This is a genomic window from Vitiosangium sp. GDMCC 1.1324 (assembly GCF_003044305.1).
Taxonomy (GTDB): domain Bacteria; phylum Myxococcota; class Myxococcia; order Myxococcales; family Myxococcaceae; genus Archangium.
Map to the genome: position 1 here is coordinate 1 of NZ_PZOX01000022.1, position 16706 is coordinate 16706.

Sequence of the window (16706 nt, forward strand, 5' to 3'; positions counted from 1 at the left end):
ATGGCTCGGGTGATTGCCACCTGGCTGCCTCGGTGCCCCACCTGCCACCGCTCCAACACCCGGCAGCACCCCTCGCGCACCCCAGCTGGCCTCCCTGTTCACCCTTCGGGCCCCTGACGCAGTAGTGATAGGAGATCTTCCCCTTGAGCACGCCCGCCTCGGTGTTCTCCTCGCCCTGCACCTTGGCGATGCCGAAGTCGCTCAGCTTGATGGCGCCATCGAGCGAGATGAGGATGTTGTGGGGACTCACGTCGCGGTGCACCACCGGGTGGGGCACGCCGGCCGGGTCCACGTAGCTGTGCGCGTAGTGCAGGCCCGCGGCCGTCTCGGCGACGATGCGCAGCGCATGCTCGAGCGGCAGGGCGAGCCCCTTGCGCCGCAGCTCGTTCATCAACTTCTTGAGGTTCGGGCCGCGCACGTACTCCATGAGGAGGTATGCCACGCCGTCGTTCATGCCCACGTCGAACGTCTGCACGACGTTGGGGTGCGTGAGGCGCGCGTTGGCTCGCGCCTCGGCGAAGAGCATGTCGACGAACTCCGCATTCTCCGCGAACTGCGGGAGAATCTTCTTCATCACCACGAACTTCTCGAACCCCTTCACGCCCACCTGCTTGGCGAGGAACACCTCGGCCATGCCGCCCTGGCCCAACCGGCGGATGACCTGCAGCGTGGTGGCGCTGATGGAGTTGCTGATGTCCGAGCCGCTGCCCTTGTGGGTGCTCGGATCCACGTTGGAGGAGCCGAACAGGTACTGGCTGAGAGCCCTCGGCTCGAGCGCCTCGATGTCCTCCAGAGGCCGCTTCACCAGCGGCGAGCGGCTGAGCAGCGGCACCAGTTGGGGAATGGAGGGCAGGCGCGCGCTCCCGCCGCAGATCGGGCACTCGCGCTCGGGGCTGGCCTTGGCGCGCAGCCGGGCCAGGTACTCGGAGGCCAGGGCGCGCTCGTGGTGTTCGTGACCGCAGTTGCGGCACTCGCATGGCAACCACAACGTGCCGAGCTGCGCGGTGAGCAGTTGGGTGAAGCGGGCCAGCGCGTTGAGCACTGGCGGGGGCACCCGGCACAGCACCACCTTGGCGCCCTGCGCCGCCGTGGCCAGCATCTGCTCCAGCTTGGAAACCGCCTCGGGCTCCACCTGGATGACATGGGCGAAATCGAAGGCGACGCGCCCCTCCAGGCCCGAGGCCAGCCGCCGCACGTTCAGGCTTCCCTTCAGCTGGCTGGCGAGGGTGATGTACGTGATGTCGTCCTGGACGATCTTCAGGGGCGTGGTGAGCGAAAAAGGCGCGCTGGGCGTGGTGGCGCGCAGGTAGCGCATCACCACCGGATCCACCGTGCCGAACTGCTGGCGCTTGACGTAGTCGAAGAACTCGCTCGGCTGATCCGCGAGCTCCAGCTTGCCAGTGCACACCGGGCAGGAGTGCTCGGGGGCACGGCCCTCGGCGATGATGGCCGCCTCCGCCTGCAGGTCCACCAAGCGCAGCCGGTCCTCGCCGCAGGCGCGGCACGTGTAGGGCGCCAGCACCGACAGCACCCGCGCCATGCCGGCGAAACCCTCCACCATGTTGAACTGGTCCACCATCACCGGTGGCGCGTTGACCACGTAGAGCGAGATCCCCCCGGGAGGCAGCTTGCTGGCGAACTCGCTCCACCGCCGCACGCCGAAGGAGCTGATGCGCTCCACCCGGCCAAGGTCGACGATGATGAGCCCCCCGAGGTCTGGCGAGGAAGACGTCAGCGGGAACGTCTCATCGATGACACCAGCGATGCGCACGTGGTTGATGGCCCCCACGTGCACGCGGCTGATAGTGGCATTGGAACCTTGCTGCGTCTCCATCGTCCCGCTCCTCATTCCGCAGCGTCTACTTGATCATCGTCCCGTAGCCCATGATGACCTTGTCATCCCAGGCCATCGTGCGCCGGGTGACGCTGTCTGAGGACCTGCCGGAGTTGCCAGAGATGTACGTGATGTACTTCTTGCCGTTCTTCTCGAAAACCTTCTCCACGATGCCGACGTGGTCTGCTGGCGCCTTGGAGTTTCCCTTCCACTGGAAGGTGACCGCGTCGCCCTTCTTGGGATCGTGGCGTCCCTTCCACTGGCCCTTCGCCTTGAGCTGATCAGCAATCCCCTGCGCGAGGGAAGACTTCGGCTTCGACAGACCGGCCTGCTTGGCCGCCCAGCTCACGAAGTCCGCGCACCACGCCTGGCCATTCTTGCCGGCCATCTCCTTTGAAAACTTGTTGCTGTTGCCGCGCCCCTCCTTGTAGCCGATCTGCCCCTTGGCCGCGTCGACGAGCTTGTCGATCTTCTTGTCCTTGTCGCTGGAAGACTTGCTGGCCCCCTTGGGGCCGTCGACGAATGTGTCCCGGGTCGAGTGGCCCTTGGGCTTCTCCTCCGTCTTCGCTGGACGTGTCGTCGAGCTGGCGATGGAGGGTTGGAGTACCTTGACGGCAGTTTCATACTTCCTGGGCGCAATGGTGATATCCATGATGCTTCCTCGTGTGTGATTGAGTTGGTGGAGGCTCCAATCCAAGACAGGGCGAAAAACCACCCGTAACACCCTGGGCGCGGCGGGCGGCTCGGGCCCGGCCCACACGAGAGCTGGGCGGCAATCCGCCGGGGATGGAGGAACGGCGGGGCGAGGGATACCAGCGGGCTTCAAAAATCCAGGCAGGCTCATCTTCCACTCCGTGCGTGAGGCAACCAAAAGTCGTGCTCCCGGCTTTCGGGGGTAAAAGAGGAAATGGCTCGGCCCGCGTCCCAAAAAACCTTGGGCCGCTCGCGTGCCCCTCCTCTGACGCACTAGAAAACAAGAAATCCTCGCAAACCCCACCCCATGAAGGCGTGTCCCCAAGAAACGACGCTGAGCGACTTCCTGGCCGGGTTGCTCTCCGAGGAGCACAGAGGTCTCGTCCTGGCGCACGTGGAGCACTGTCCTGACTGCCAGTGGGTGCTGGCAGCGGGTGATGGCGCTCGGGCCCTTTCCAGCCCCTCGGTGGTTCTCACGGAGGAGCTCTCCCCACTGCCGCTGGCCCGCGGCACCACGGTCTCCCGGTACGTGGTACGGGAGCGCATCGGCTCCGGGGCCATGGGGGTGGTGTACGCGGCGGATGACCCGGAGCTGGGCCGCCGGGTGGCCCTCAAGGTGCTACGCCCCGAGGGCCACCAACGGGAGGAGTTGCAGCAGCGGCTGCTGCGCGAGGCGCAAGCGCTGGCCCGGCTCTCCCACTCCAACGTCGTCACCCTCTATGACGTGGGCACCTACGGGGACGGCATCTTCCTGGCCATGGAGCTGGTGGAAGGCACCACGCTGGCGGAGTGGATGAAGGAGCCGCATCCCTGGAAGGAGGTGCTGCGGGTCTTCCTGGAGGCCGGGCGGGGACTGGCGGCCGCGCACGCGGCGGGCCTGGTGCACCGCGACTTCAAGCCCGCCAACGCCCTCCTGGGGCGGAATGGCCGGGTGTACGTGACGGACTTCGGCATCGCCCGTCTGCTCCACCAGGAGGACGGCCCCTCGCCGCAGGTGAGCCCCGAGGCCCCTGCCCATCCCGTAGGACAGCTCACCCGGACAGGCCTCGTGCTGGGCACGCCCGCGTATCTCGCCCCGGAATTGCTGCGGGGCCAGCGCGCGGACGCGCGCTCGGACGAGTTCAGCTTCTGCGTGGCGCTCTACGAGGCCCTCTTTGGCGTGCGTCCCTTTCAGGGACGGACCCTGAGGGAGCTGGTCCTGGCCGTGCAGGAGGACCGGGTGACTGCGCCCGAACGCGAGGTGAAAGTCCCCGCCTGGGTACGGCGCGCGGTGCTCCGAGGGCTGCGAGCCGAGCCCGAAGAGCGCTTCCCAACCATGGAGGCCCTGCTGGCGACCCTCAACCCGCCCCGGCGGATGCTCGCGCGGGTGGTGGCCACGGCGACCGTGGCCGGCGTGCTGGGGGCCCTCGCGGCCTACGGGGTGACGCATCGGCGCGAGGCGCGCTGCGAGCAGGAGGTGGAGAAGCTCGCGGTGGCATGGAGCCCCGCGCGGCGCGAGCGGGTGCGTACAGCCTTCCTCGCCACGGGCACGCCCTACGCCGCGCCGGCCTGGGAGCGGCTCGCGGCGGTGCTGGACGCCTACGCCGCCCAGTGGCGGACGTTGCGTACCGAGGCCTGCATGGCCGCGGGCGGTGACACGGGGGATGGCGCCTCCTGGCAGACGGCCGCGTGCCTCGACGCGCGGCTCTGGCAGCTCGCCGCCACCACCGAGGTGCTGGAGAAGGCGGACGCGCTGATGGTGCAGAACGCGCCACAACTGATGGCCTCCCTCGAGGGGCTCGCCGGATGCCGGGACTCTCCCAGGCTCACCAACCGCCCTCAGCCCCCTGACAACCTCCGATCCCGGGTGGATGCGGCCCGACACAAGCTGGCGCAGGCCCGGGCCCACCTCGTGGCGCGCCGCTTCCCCGACGGCCTCGCGGTGACGTCGGCCCTCCTCGAGGAGCTGAAGGGGCTCGACTACAAGCCGCTGGAGGCGGAGGTACTCCTGGCCCACGGCGAGTTGCTCGGAGGGGGCAACAAGCCGAAGGAGGCGGAGGAGGTCCTCTACCAGGCCCTTTGGGCCGCCGAGGCCGGGCGTGACGACGAGACCGTGGCGCGCGCATGGCTGGAGCTCATCTATGTGGTGGGCGAGGAGCTGTCCCGCCCCGCGGACGCGGAGAAGCTCGTCCGGCACGCCCAGGCCGTTGTCGAGCGACTGGGGCGGGAGCGCTTCCCGGACATCACGACGGACCTGCACCTCCGCCTGGCTTCGCTGAGGGATCAGCAAGGCAAGCTCACCGAGGCGGAGCAAGAGGCGCTCCAGGGCCTGGAGTTCTCTCGCAGGAGGAATGGCCCGGACAGCCTCCGCACGGCCGATCTCCTCCACCAGCTCGGCCGGATCCGCCATGCCCAGCGCCGCTTCGCGGAGTCGCTGGAGTTCCACCTCCAGGCCCTCGAGCAGCGCAAGCGGCTGCTGGGCTCCGACAACCCGGCCCTCATTACTTCGTACAACCGAGTCGCCTCGGCCTACGGGATGCTGGGCCGGCGCACCGAGTCCATCGGCGCCTGGCGCACAGCCCTGGCCCTCCGGGAGTCGGCCGGCATCCCGGAAGACACCACCCTCGGGACCGCGCTCCTGAACCTCGCCGTGCCCCTGCGCGTCGACGGCCGGCTGGAGGAGGCGCGGTCCATGGTCGAGCGGGCGCGCGCCATCTTCGAGAAAGCCCGTGGACCCAACCACGGCACCGTCGTCCACACGCTCGTGGAGCTGGCGATCCTGTCCGACGAGTCAGGCCAGAACGACAAGGCGCTCGCCCTCTCCACCGAGGCCCTGGAGCGTCTCCAGCGTTCGATGGGCCCTGACACACCGCGCGCCGCCCTGCCACTGACGATCCGGGGGCAGGTGCACCTGAACGCGGGCCGCTACCCCGAGGCACGGCGCGACCTGCTGGAAGCGCTGAAGCGGCTGGAGAAGGAGCATGGCCCGGAGAGTGGGAGCACGATGTCAGTGCTGCTTCCCCTGGCCGAGCTGGCCCTGGCAACCCGAGCACCCAAGGAGGCGCTCGAGTACTGCGAGCGTGCGCGGAAGATCACCGAGAAGGCCCAGGGCCCGGAGTCCATGGACAATGCCAACACCCTGGCCTGTGCCGGGAAGGCGCACCTGGCGCTGGGCGCCGCGGACGAGGCCTTACCGCTGCTCGAGCGCGCCTGGCGCATACAAACCCGATGGGGCGAGCCCAGGGACCCGGCGACCGCCGGGGGAATCGCCTTCCTGTTGGCCCGGGCGCTCGTGGAAACGCGCTCCGCGCCAGACAGGGCGCGTGCGCTCGCGATGGCCGAGGAGGCCCGGGCGCGGCTGGAATCCGTGGGAGTCCGGGGCCGGCCGGAGCTCCAAGAGGTGCTGGCCTGGCAGAGGCGGCAGGGGAAGCGATGAGCGAGGAACAGAAGATGACAGACTCACTGGCGGCGCTGCTGCGGGAGCACGTGCCACTGGCGCAGCTCGCGGAGCTGGAGGCCGTGGAGGGGCTCGAGGCGCTGCTGCACAAGCACGTCGAAGCGGCCCGGGCCGCGTGGCCCACGTTGAAGCTCCCGGCCGAGGCCTTCGTGCGGCACATGGCCCGGCACCTGCCCGCGGGAAAAGCCTCGGAGGTGCTGCGCATCCTCCACGGCGCCGACCTGTACCTCGCGTGCGCCTGCGCCACCGGGGAGCCCTCGGCCCTCCGGGCCTTCGAGCAGAACATCCTCCGGTTCATCCCCTACCGGCTCGGGGCGTTGTCACCGAGCATGGTGGAGGAGGTGCTGCAGGTGCTCCGCGAGCGGCTGCTGGTGGGCACCGAGGAGGCGCCTCCCAAGATTGAGAGCTACGGAGGCCGGGGGCCGCTGCTGACCTGGGTGGGCATCACCGCCGGGCGCATTGCCGGCGAGCTGGTGCGCCGCAACGGGCGCGAGCTCCCCGTCACCGATCCCCCGGAGGAATTCGCGCGGATGCTGGCCTCGGGCAACCCGGAGCACGAGATACTCCGCGAGGATGCGCGCCAACTCCTCGTCGAGGTGGTCCGGAAGGCGGTGGCGGCGCTCCCCGAGCAGGAGCGCACCCTGCTGCGCCTGCACCACTTCGATGGCTTCACCATGGACCGGCTCGCGCTGATGTACGGCGACTCACGCTCCGGCGTGGCGCGCAAGGTCGCCAGTGCCCGCGAGCAACTGCTCGAGCGCGTCCACGCGGAGCTGGCCCACCAGCTGAAGCAGGACCACCTCGCGATGGAGAGCCTCCTGGGGCTGGTGCGCAGCCAGCTGGAGATCAGCCTCCAACGGATGCTGAGCTGACTCCATCACCTCGCCGCTCGCGGTAGTGCTCGCCACCGGGTGTTCTCGCTCCTGGTCATACCTGGAAGCGCTTGAACTCGCGATCCTCGCCCGTGAGCGGAGCCTGGACGGCGGGACGGGGAGCGGGAGCCTCGGGGCCGTGGGCGTTCGCCGCGGCCCGAAGCGCGTGCGCCGCGGACGAAGCCTGCCCATGGGGTGCTCCCCCTCGAGGAGCAGATTGCACGCGAGCGCCGCGCTGGTGGTCATCCACCACGCGGAAGTAGGACACCAGCTGGGTGAGCGCCTCCGCTTGGGCGGAGAGCTCCTCGGCGGTGGTGGACAGCTCCTCGGCGGACGAGGCGTTGCGCTGCGTCACCTGATCCACGTGCAGCATGGCCTTGTTCATCTGGACCACCCCGTCGGCCTGCTCGGTGGAGGCGGCCACCACCTCCTGCACCAGGTTCGCTGTCTTGCGGATGGAGGGTACCAGCTCCACCAGCAACTGCCCCGAGCGCGTGGCCACCTTCACGCTGCTCGTCGCCAGCCCGCCGATCTCCTGCGCCGCCGTCCGGCTGCGCTCGGCCAGCTTGCGCACCTCGGTGGCCACCACCGCGAAGCCCCTGCCGTGCTCGCCGGCGCGCGCCGCTTCGATCGCCGCGTTGAGCGCCAGCAGATTCGTCTGGTAGGCGATCTCCTCGATGATGGAGACCTTCTCCGCGATGGAGGCCATCGCCTCCACCGTCTCCTTCACCGCCCGGCCACTCTCCTCTGCGTCACTGGCTCCCTTCATGGCCATCTGCTCCATCTGCCGGCTGTTGTCCCGGTTCTGGGTGATGCTGGCCGTCATCTGCTCCAGGCTGGAGGTGGTCTCCTCCACGCTGCTGGCCTGCTCGCTGGTCCCCTGCGAGAGGCTCTGCGAGGAATCCGACACCTGCATGGAGGCCGCACTGAGCGTGGCGGCCCCCATACGGACCTCCGCGATCGTTTCGGAGAGCTTCCTCACCATCTCCTTCAGGGCGAAGAGAAGGCTCGTCCCGTCGTTCTCCTTCGTCTCCACCTTCACGGAGAGGTCTCCGTCCGCCACCCTGTGCACCAGCTCCGCCGCGTATCCCGGCTCCCCGCCGAGCTGCTGCGCGATCACCATCGTCGTGAGCAGTCCGCTCCCAAATGCGATGATGAAGGTGGCGAGGACGAAGCCCAGGACGAACCGCCTGAACTCCTCGTACGACGCGGTCGACTGCTCCACGAACCGTTCCATCGCCGCGAACTTGTGCGTCTCGAGCTCCTTGAGGACCTCCTCGATCTGGTTCTCGACCGCTCGGACATCCTTCACGCCCGCGTCGACGTAGAGATCCTTGCTCGTGGCAAGCATCCCGGGCAGCCGCCCGTCCGCCGCGAGTCGCAGGACGTCCTGCTGCTCGTTCTGGAGCTGAACCAGGAGCTGCTCCATCTGCGCGGCCTTGAGCTGCTGGACCGAATCCGAACCGGGGATCGTCTGTCGATAGGCCGCGAATGCCTTCTCGAACTGCTTCCGGTTCGCCTCGAGTTCCTCGGTCCGACTCGCGAGCCGCTGCGTGCCCACATCCAGCACCATGTTGCGAACGGTGCGGGACATGTGGAGCATGTACACGTCCGCCTCGAGCAGCTTCACGATGCCGAGCGCGTGTTGCTCGTGTATCTCCTTGAGGCTCTCGTCTGTCTGCGCCATGCCACGCAGACCCTGCACGCCGACGAGCAGGGCGAGCATCGTGAGCAGCCCGAATCCGAGCGTGAGCTTCGTGACAACCTTCAAGTTGCGAAACCAGTTCACAGTGACGTCACCCTTTGATTGGCGCGCAGGGGTTGCGTGGCAACGCGACCACCACTGTCGGCATCGACCCGAGGAGCCTTCATGGAACCCTGCTCATCCTGCATCAAGCATCATACGGGCCCCGCTCGATGAGAACACACCGGGCGCGCGGGTGACCTGCACTCCCGCTCCGACCTCCACTCGAACCGGACAGGCATATTCCCGAGGGGAGAATTGTCTGTGTGCCAAACAACGGGGGGAGTAGCTCCTGAGCGCCAGCCTGGCGAGTACCCGGGCGGCACCTGCTGCCGGCCGTGCCCGACGTCACGAGATGCTTGCCTCTTCGCCTGGCCGGCAGGCTGGACGGCTCGGCATGAGTTATCCCTTACAAGTTTTCTGACAGCCTGGGGCGGGCGCAGAAATTACGGCAGATGGCCCGCTTCGAGCTTGTGCTCGATACGGATCAACCGAACCCCCCGAGGCGTGTTCATCAAGGTGTCCCACCAGTTCGCCCCGGCGTACCAGTAGCGGAGCTGCACCCCGACGACCCGCCGCTCGCGGAGGGCCTCCAGGGCCTCGGTGAGCGGAACGGACTTCTCGGAGGCCATGGACAGGAGACCCCCCTTGAGCAGCACCTCGTCCAAGACAGCACAGTGCTGGATGTCACGAAACAACTGCGCCAGCGTCTCCTCGTCGAGAATCGCGTCCTGCAACTGGGGCAGTGGGGTGTTCTCGAGAGTGGCGTTCACGAGGCGGAGACCGGTCGTCATGGCGAGGAGACCTGCGGGCGGGAAGGAAGGAACTCGAGGGCATTGAGCGGAGCCGGGCAGACCTGGACGCAGAGGCCACAGCCGTTGCACCGCGATTCGTCGACGCGCGGGCGGCCCAGCTCGACGGAGATGGCGCCCTCGACGGGGCAGCGCTCGGAGCAGGTGCTGCAAAACGAGCCCTGCCAGGCGAGACAGAGCTGGGGCCGTACCCTCACGGCCATTCCCGCCACGGGAGCGGCGCTCCGGGCCGGTCCGGGAGCGGAAACACGCTCCGGGGTACAACGGGCCTCGGGAGTCTGGGCCACGATGGGAGGCTCGGACGGAGGAGCGATACCGAGCCGGCTGATGCCCTCCTGAGGAACGACGAGCCCCTCGCGCAGGGAAAAGACCGGGATGCTGATGCCCGTCGCCTCACCGGCCTGAGCTCGGGAGGAATAGAACGCCTCGAGCGAGAACCCACCACCGGGAGCGGACGCGGGCGCGGGAGCCGAAGCCTGAGCGGGCTCCACTGGAACCGGAGACCGGGGCTCCTCCTTCTTCCGAAGGAACCCCAGGAGCGCACGGCGGCTGAGCGTGGACTGGGAGCTCACGGGTGCACCTCGCTGGCCACGCCCGGAGGCGGGGTCTCTCCTGCCCCGAGAGACGGCTCGGGGAGCACCTGGACGCGCTGATCGAGCCGCGCCGAGGACGCATGGCACTGCTGGCAGTTCTGCCGCTCGGGGTGCGAGGTGCGCAGCCCGGGGAGACCCTTGGGCCCGTGGCAGCTCGCGCAGTCGTTCCGCATGAGCGTCGGGTGGGGCATGGTTGGCGGAGCCCCCTGCCAGGCCCGCTGGCCCGACCCGGCCGAGGCCAGCCCGACGAAGCCATTCCCCGGCATGTCCTTGTACGGAGCCAGCGGACGGGGCGAGACCCCCACCACATGGCACTGCGTGCAACTCTGATACGGCGGATGGCTGATCTTCGGGGCCTCGCGGTTGCCCAGCTTCATCCCCTCGCCGTGGCAGGCCAGACAGCCGGGGACCTCGCGCTGATCAATCTCATGCGGGATGGTGGGCGGTGCTCCGTCATAGGCGCGATGCGTCTTTCGCTGGGCCACGGCCTGAGCGCGCTGCTCGGGGGTGGCCATGGGCAGCGGCTTCACCGGGAACGTCCCCTCGGACAGCGAGGCGATGGCTCCCTCGTACATGCGCGCGTTGGCACCGCGCCGCAGCTCGCGCAGCTCGCCATAACTCGGAGCGCGCTCAGCCCGTTGCGCGTGCGGATCCGAGGCGACCGGACGCTCGGGCATCTCGGGGTCGCGGAGGCCCGCGAAGTAACCGGTGGCCGCGAACGCCACCGCCACGGCGGCGCCCACGTGGAGCCAGCGCGCCCCGAGCCCACTCCCCTGTTCGCCGCCGGTGCTCATCCCTGTTTCTCCGCGACCCGCTCGCGTCGGCGCACGCGCGCCGCGCACTTCTTGTAATCAGGCTGCTTGGAGAACGGATCGTGCTCGTCGAGCGTGAGCTCGTTGATGAGCAGGCGCTCGTCGAAGAACGGAACGAAGAGCGAGCCCTCGACGGGCTCACCGCGCCCGCCGAGCCACACCGGCAGGTCGAGCGACCCGCGCCGCGTCTCCACCGTCACCCAATCCCCGTTCTCCACCCCGAGCCGCCGCGCGTCGGCGCGGTTCATCTCCACATAGGCCTGGGGCATGGCGCGCTGGAGCTGCGGAATCCGCATGGTCACCGAGCCCGTATGCCAGTGCTCGATGACGCGGCCGGTGCACAGCCAGAAGGGGAAGTCGGCGTCGGGGGACTCGGGTGGGGGTTCGTAGGGTTGGAACCAGATCTGCGCCCGATCGTCGTGCGAGGGCGAGTGGTAGAACTGGATGGCGCGGCCCTTCTTCACATACGGGTCGTCGAAGCCGGAGAAGCGGAAGCGCGTCTCGCGCCAGCCGCCATCCGGCTGCTGCACCACGGGCCAGCGCAGGCCGCGCGCCTTCACGTACTCCTGATAGGGCGCCAGGTCCTTGTGCTTGATGCGAGTCGTCTTCCGGTACTCCTCGAAGAGGTGCTCGTCGACGTTGACGTCGTAGTAGTGGGCGAAGTCCCAGGTGGGGACGGGCTTGCCATCCTTGCCCTTCACCTCGAAGAGGAAGCGGCCGTCCTTGTCCTTCATGCCGGCGAAGCCGAGCTCGAGGAGCCGGTGGGCCACTGCCTGGAGCTGCCACCCATCGTCGCGGGCCTGCCCGGGCGGCTGCACCATCTTGAACCACTGCTGGGTGCGGCGCTCGGAGTTACCGACCATGCCATTCTTCTCGACCCACATGGCCGAGGGCAGCACGAGGTCGGCGATGCGCGTGGTGGCGGTCGGATAGACATCCGACACGATGAGGAACTTGTCCGCGAGCTTGCGGCTGGGGTCCACCAGCTTGTGTGTATTGGGAAGGCTCTGGGCGGGGTTGGTGACCTGGACCCAGATGGTGTGGATGTCGCCGCCCTTATCGGTGGGCGTGGAGAAGCGCTTCCACATCTCCACGGTGTGGTAGCCAATCTTGTCGGAGACGCGGCCTGTGGGTACGTTCCAGATCTCCTCCATCTGGGCGCGGTGCTCGGCCTTGGCGACCACGCGGCCACCGGGGAGCGCATGGGAGAGCGTGCCCACCTCACGCACGGTGCCGCACGCGGAGGGCTGGCCGGTGAGGCTGGTGGGCGCATCGCCCGGCTTGCCGAAGTGCCCGCTGAGCAGGTGCAACCCATGGAGCAGGCTGTTCATCGCCGTGCCCCGGGTGTGCTGGTTCGGACCCATGCACCACAAGCTGGTGATGCGGAGCTCCCTCCGGCCGAAGAGGTCGGCCAGCATCCGCAAGTCCTTGGCGGAGACACCCGAAAGCTGCTCCACCTTCTCCGGGGTGTAGGGTTTCAGCAGCTCGCGGTACTCCTCGAGGGAGATGGCCTTGCCCTCGAGCGTGGGAGGCGTGCTCGCGGCGCGGAAGGCGCAGTTGGCCTCGACGAATTCCTTGTCATAGGTGCCGTTCTCCATCAGCAGGTGGGCAATGCCACACGCGATGGCGAGGTCGGAGTTCGGCTTGAAGCGGAAGGAGTAATCACAGAAGCCGCTGGTGCGCGTCTTCCGGGTGCCGATGTCGATGAGGGTGACCTTCTCCCCGCGCGAGCGCCGGTCGATGACGCGCGAGAAGAGGACCGGGTGCATCTCCGCGGGGTTATTGCCCCACATGATGAGCACGTCGCAGGCATCGAGGTCGTCGTAGCAGCCGGCGGGCTCGTCCACACCGTAGGTGGCGAGGAAGCCCGTCACCGCCGAGGCCATGCACAGACGCGCGTTGGCGTCGATGTGGTGCGTACCCAGGCCCGCCTTTACGAACTTCGAGGCGGCATAGCCCTCGGGGATGGTCCACTGGCCGCTGCCATAGAGGCCGAAGCCCTTGGGGTCCTTCAGCACGCGGCGGGCGATGATGTCGATCGCCTCCTCCCAGCTGATGGGCACCTGCTTGTCACCCTTGCGCAGCAGCGGCGTGGTGAGCCGATCGCTCCCATACAGGGCGAGCCCCACGTGGTAGCCCTTCACGCACAGCAGGCCCTTGTTCACTGGGGCCTTCTGATCTCCGGCGATGGCCACCACCTTGCCGTGCTGCACGCCCACCTGCACGTGACAGCCGGTACCGCAGAAGCGGCAGGGCGCCTTGTTCCACTCCACGCCGTTGCCGTTGCGCGCGGCGATCGACGGCTCCACGGCCGCCTTGTCCTGCCCGTACGCGAGGCGGCTCGCGGCGAGCGTCGCCGCCGTCATGGCCGTGCCCTTGAGAAAGTCCCGGCGATCCATGGCTCAGCGCTCCTCCTCGGAGAAATCCACCATCACGACATCCACGAAGCTCACCCCGGGCAGTTCCCTCAGTGATTCGGCGAGTGCCTCACCTTCCGGGAGGCTGTCGGTCTCGGTCACCACCGGCAGCCAGCGCTCCTCCACCGGAGCGCCCACGGTGATGCGGGGATCTCGAGCGACTCCGGCGAGCGCGAGTGCCCGCCTGTCGGGCGAGGCATCGAGGGTGAGCACCAGGCTACTGATAGGCATGAGGGCTCCGTCCAATGGGGCATGGCCCCCCAGAGCAAGAGGCGGACCATCCCGGCCACGTGGGAGGAACCCACGTGCGGAGCGGCGACCGGACACGGACGTGGCGCAAAGACTGCGCATAACGTTGCCACTGCGATGCAGGGTTTTCGCGAGCGAGCGGGAGCTCCGGCCGTGCGCACGGGGACGAGCGGCGCTGGCACGGGCGCTGCTTTGCGCAACCGTCCGTGGAGAGCCCTCTCGACAGATTGATGCGCCCGGCACTCGCGGCCGTGCTGCTCGCGCTCGGCGGGTGCGGGAAGGACCAGCCCGCGCGCTTCCAACCGCCCCCGGGAGCACCGACCGGCAAGGAGACCATCCACCAACCGGCGAAGCTCACCTCCGTCGAGAGCGACCAGAAGGACGCGCTGGGCCGGCCGCTTCGCGTGGCGTGCGAGACATGCCATTCGATGCGTGAAACGAAGCCCATGCCCTCGAAGCCCGAGGAACTGAAGGAGTTCCACCAGGGCCTCCAGTTCCGCCATGGGGAGCTCGCCTGCACCTCGTGCCACCAGGCCCAGCAGCCCCGCTCGCTGCACCTGGCCACGGGCGAGCCGCTGCCGATGACGGAGGCGGTGACGCTGTGCGGGCAGTGCCACGGGCCGCAATACCGCGACTACAAGGCGGGGGCGCACGGCGGCATGACGGGCCACTGGGATTTGTCGCGGGGAGATCGCACGCGGAACAACTGCGTGAGCTGCCACGACCCGCACACGCCGAAGTACGCGGGCGCGCATCCGGTGATGCCTCCGCGCCACCCATCCGCTCAAGGCGAGCCGGATACCCAGGAGGCCCAGGGCCATGAGTGACACCGTCTCGCGCCGAACCGTGATGAAGGGCGTTGGAGCCACGCTCGGGGCCGCGGCCTTCGCTCACGCGATGGCCCCGCTCACCGAGTGGTCGCAGGACCTGAGCGTCGACCAGTTCCTGCAGAAGCACTACAAGGAACTGACGCGCGACGAGATGGCGCGAATCCTGGTCCACCTCAAGGCCGAGGCGAAACAGAAGTACGGCCGCGACGTGGACATCCGGGACCTGCCGCCGCAGGAGGGCGTGTCGTTCGGCTACGCGCTGAACCTGAGCATCTGCATCGGCTGCCGGAAATGCGCCGAGGCGTGCCACCAGGAGAACAACCACGACCGGCGGACGGGAAACTCCTACATCCGGGTGCTGGAGATGCAGCAGGGCAGCCTGGACCTGGAGCACGGGAACGCGAACTACGATCACCCGGTGCCAGCCGAGGGCAAATACTACCTGCCGGTGCAATGCCACCAGTGCGACAACGCGCCGTGCGTGAAGGTGTGCCCCGTCCAGGCGACGTGGAAGGAGCCGGACGGCATCGTGGTGGTGGACTACAACTGGTGCATCGGCTGCCGGTACTGCGAGGCGGCGTGCCCCTACCACGCGCGGCGCTTCAACTGGACGAAGCCGGAGATTCCTCCCGAGGAGCTCAACCCGGACCAGGGCTACCTCTCCAACCGGGTGCGTCCGCAGGGCGTGGTGGAGAAGTGTACCTTCTGCCTGCACCGCACGAGGGACGGGAGGCTGCCGGCGTGCCTGGAGGCGTGCCCCACGGGGGCGCGGGTGTTCGGCAACCTGTTGGATCCGAAGAGCCCCATCCGCTGGGTGCTCGAGAACAAGCGCGTCTTCGTGCTGAAGGAAGAGCTCGGGACGCGGCCTCGCTTCTTCTACTTCTTCGACAAGTGAGCCATGGCTGCTTCCCGTCACCTGCTCGACTACCCGCGGTTCCTGGGCCGGCTGCTCTGGATGAGCACCGACGGGACCTGGCGCTTCTACACGTGGATGACGGTGCTCACGGCGATCACGCTGGTGGGCGCCAATGCCTGGGCCCATCAGCTGGCCGACGGCATGGCCCTCACGGGGATGAGTGACCATGTCTCGTGGGGCCTGTACATCGCCAACTTCACCTTCGGGGTGGGACTCGCGGCGGGCGCGGTGATGATGGTCATCCCCGCCTACCTGTACCACGACCACGAGATGCACGACGTCACGCTCATCGGCGAGTTGCTCGCGGTGGCGGCGATCTTCATGTGTCTGTTGTTCATCGTGGTGGACATGGGGCGGCCGGACCGCTTCTGGCACATCATGCCGGGGCTCGGCCGGTTCAACTGGCCGGTGTCGATGCTCTCGTGGGACGTGGTGGTGCTCAACGGCTACCTGCTCATCAACCTCCACATCTGCGGCTACCTCATCTACATGAGGTTCCTCGGCCACAAGCCCCACAAGAAGTGGTACCTGCCGTTCGTCTTCCTTTCCATCTTCTGGGCCATCAGCATCCACAGCGTGACGGCGTTCCTCTACAGCGGGCTGGGCGGGAGACCGTTCTGGAACTCGGCGCTGCTGGCACCGCGGTTCATCGCGTCGGCGTTCATCACGGGCCCGGCATTCGTCATCGTGCTGCTGCAAGTCATCCGCCGCTTCACGGGACTGCCCATCGGCGAGGGCCCGCTGCGCACGCTGACGTCGGTGATGCGGGTGACGGTGCTGCTCAACCTGTTCATGCTGGGCTCGGAGCTGTTCACCGCGCTCTACACGGGAGGCTCGCACGCCACGGCGGTGCGCTACCTGTTCTTCGGCTCACATGGGCACCACGCGCTGGTGCCGTGGATCTGGACGGCGGTGGCGCTGAACCTCGCCTCGGCGGTGGTGGTGCACCTACCGGCCACGCGGCGCCACGTGGGGCTGCTGAATCTGGCGTGTGCGCTGGCCTTCGTGGGTGTCTGGATTGAAAAGGGAATGGGCCTCATCATCCCCGGCTTCGTCCCGAGCACCCTGCACGAGCTGGTGGAGTACGTGCCCACCCTGACCGAGTGGAAGATCACCGCGGGCATCTGGGCCTTCGGGCTGATGGTGCTGACGGTGGCGGTAAAGGTGGCGCTACCGGTGCTGAGCGGCCAGCTCGCGGCCTCGCACGCCGGGCACGGTGACGAGACCCCGAAGGCCCAGCAGGCCGCATAGCGCCGCACCGGTTCGAATCCCGCCGGGGACGAGGCGACTGGATGGACATCAGCGCCAGAGGCGCATGGCTTCGGAGCAGCGACGCACGCCTGGGCGCGGCTGACATGTCAACGGGCCGCGCTGACGTGTCAGCACCTCGAGCCGTCACTCCGTTCGCGGGCTCTCAGCGCCCCAACTACTGAATTGTGCTGCTCTCAGCCCCACCGGCACGCCGCGCTGGAGGCTGGCACATGGGTTGCTCCATGGC

At 68.1% G+C, this 16706-nt stretch carries 13 protein-coding genes; 5 read left to right on the plus strand and 8 right to left on the minus strand.

Annotated features, from left to right (window positions below; translation table 11 throughout):
- Together DAT35_RS43880 and DAT35_RS43885 are read right to left on the minus strand one after the other, a co-directional pair.
- The coding region (locus DAT35_RS43880; RefSeq protein WP_199243178.1) for a serine/threonine-protein kinase at positions 1–1834 on the minus strand (1834 nt) is incomplete at its 3' end.
- A 25-nt stretch (positions 1835–1859) separates the two neighbouring features.
- Positions 1860–2486 (minus strand): CHAP domain-containing protein, encoded by a 627-nt coding sequence (locus DAT35_RS43885; RefSeq protein WP_158502134.1) that lies wholly within the window; start codon positions 2484–2486, stop codon positions 1860–1862.
- A 348-nt stretch (positions 2487–2834) separates the two neighbouring features.
- Between DAT35_RS43885 and DAT35_RS43890 the strand changes: the two genes are divergently transcribed.
- Both DAT35_RS43890 and DAT35_RS43895 read left to right on the plus strand, forming a co-directional pair.
- Complete coding sequence (locus DAT35_RS43890; RefSeq protein WP_108075302.1) at positions 2835–5942, plus strand: tetratricopeptide repeat protein; 3108 nt, start codon at positions 2835–2837, stop codon at positions 5940–5942.
- Positions 5939–6835, plus strand: a complete 897-nt coding sequence (locus DAT35_RS43895) for an RNA polymerase subunit sigma-70 (protein ID WP_108075303.1) — start codon at positions 5939–5941, stop codon at positions 6833–6835. The genes DAT35_RS43890 and DAT35_RS43895 overlap by 4 nt, the downstream gene beginning before the upstream one ends.
- Positions 6836–6890: 55 nt before the next feature.
- On the opposite strand, the gene DAT35_RS43900 is transcribed toward DAT35_RS43895, so the two are convergent.
- The 6 genes from DAT35_RS43900 to DAT35_RS43925 all read right to left on the minus strand — a co-directional run bounded on the left by DAT35_RS43900 (position 6891) and on the right by DAT35_RS43925 (position 13444).
- A complete protein-coding gene (locus DAT35_RS43900; protein ID WP_233262064.1) occupies positions 6891–8606 on the minus strand; it encodes a methyl-accepting chemotaxis protein in 1716 nt (571 codons plus the stop codon).
- 419 nt (positions 8607–9025) lie between these two features.
- The gene (locus DAT35_RS43905) at positions 9026–9373 is read right to left on the minus strand and encodes a hypothetical protein (RefSeq protein WP_108075305.1); all 348 of its coding nucleotides are present in this window, start codon (positions 9371–9373) and stop codon (positions 9026–9028) included.
- Positions 9370–9963: a 4Fe-4S binding protein gene (locus DAT35_RS43910; protein WP_108075306.1), complete on the minus strand. Its 594-nt coding sequence runs from the start codon at positions 9961–9963 to the stop codon at positions 9370–9372. Before DAT35_RS43910 ends, DAT35_RS43905 begins: the two co-directional genes overlap by 4 nt.
- On the minus strand, positions 9960–10778 hold the full coding sequence (locus DAT35_RS43915) for a nitrate reductase cytochrome c-type subunit (RefSeq protein WP_108075307.1): 819 nt from the start codon (positions 10776–10778) through the stop codon (positions 9960–9962). The genes DAT35_RS43910 and DAT35_RS43915 overlap by 4 nt, the downstream gene beginning before the upstream one ends.
- Positions 10775–13195: a molybdopterin-dependent oxidoreductase gene (locus DAT35_RS43920; RefSeq protein WP_108075308.1), complete on the minus strand. Its 2421-nt coding sequence runs from the start codon at positions 13193–13195 to the stop codon at positions 10775–10777. The genes DAT35_RS43915 and DAT35_RS43920 overlap by 4 nt, the downstream gene beginning before the upstream one ends.
- A 3-nt stretch (positions 13196–13198) precedes the next feature.
- Positions 13199–13444: a hypothetical protein gene (locus tag DAT35_RS43925; protein ID WP_108075309.1), complete on the minus strand. Its 246-nt coding sequence runs from the start codon at positions 13442–13444 to the stop codon at positions 13199–13201.
- A gap of 245 nt (positions 13445–13689) precedes the next feature.
- Here DAT35_RS43925 and DAT35_RS43930 point away from each other — a divergent pair, with 245 nt between their 5' ends.
- Genes DAT35_RS43930 through dsrP form a run of 3 tightly spaced genes read left to right on the plus strand, consistent with a single transcriptional unit; the run spans position 13690 to position 16459 of the window.
- Positions 13690–14289 (plus strand): cytochrome c3 family protein, encoded by a 600-nt coding sequence (locus tag DAT35_RS43930; protein ID WP_158502135.1) that lies wholly within the window; start codon positions 13690–13692, stop codon positions 14287–14289.
- Positions 14282–15187, plus strand: a complete 906-nt coding sequence (locus DAT35_RS43935; protein WP_108075311.1) for a 4Fe-4S dicluster domain-containing protein — start codon at positions 14282–14284, stop codon at positions 15185–15187. The genes DAT35_RS43930 and DAT35_RS43935 overlap by 8 nt, the downstream gene beginning before the upstream one ends.
- A 3-nt stretch (positions 15188–15190) precedes the next feature.
- Positions 15191–16459 (plus strand): sulfate reduction electron transfer complex DsrMKJOP subunit DsrP, encoded by a 1269-nt coding sequence (gene dsrP, locus DAT35_RS43940; protein ID WP_199243179.1) that lies wholly within the window; start codon positions 15191–15193, stop codon positions 16457–16459.
- Positions 16460–16706 lie beyond the last annotated feature (247 nt).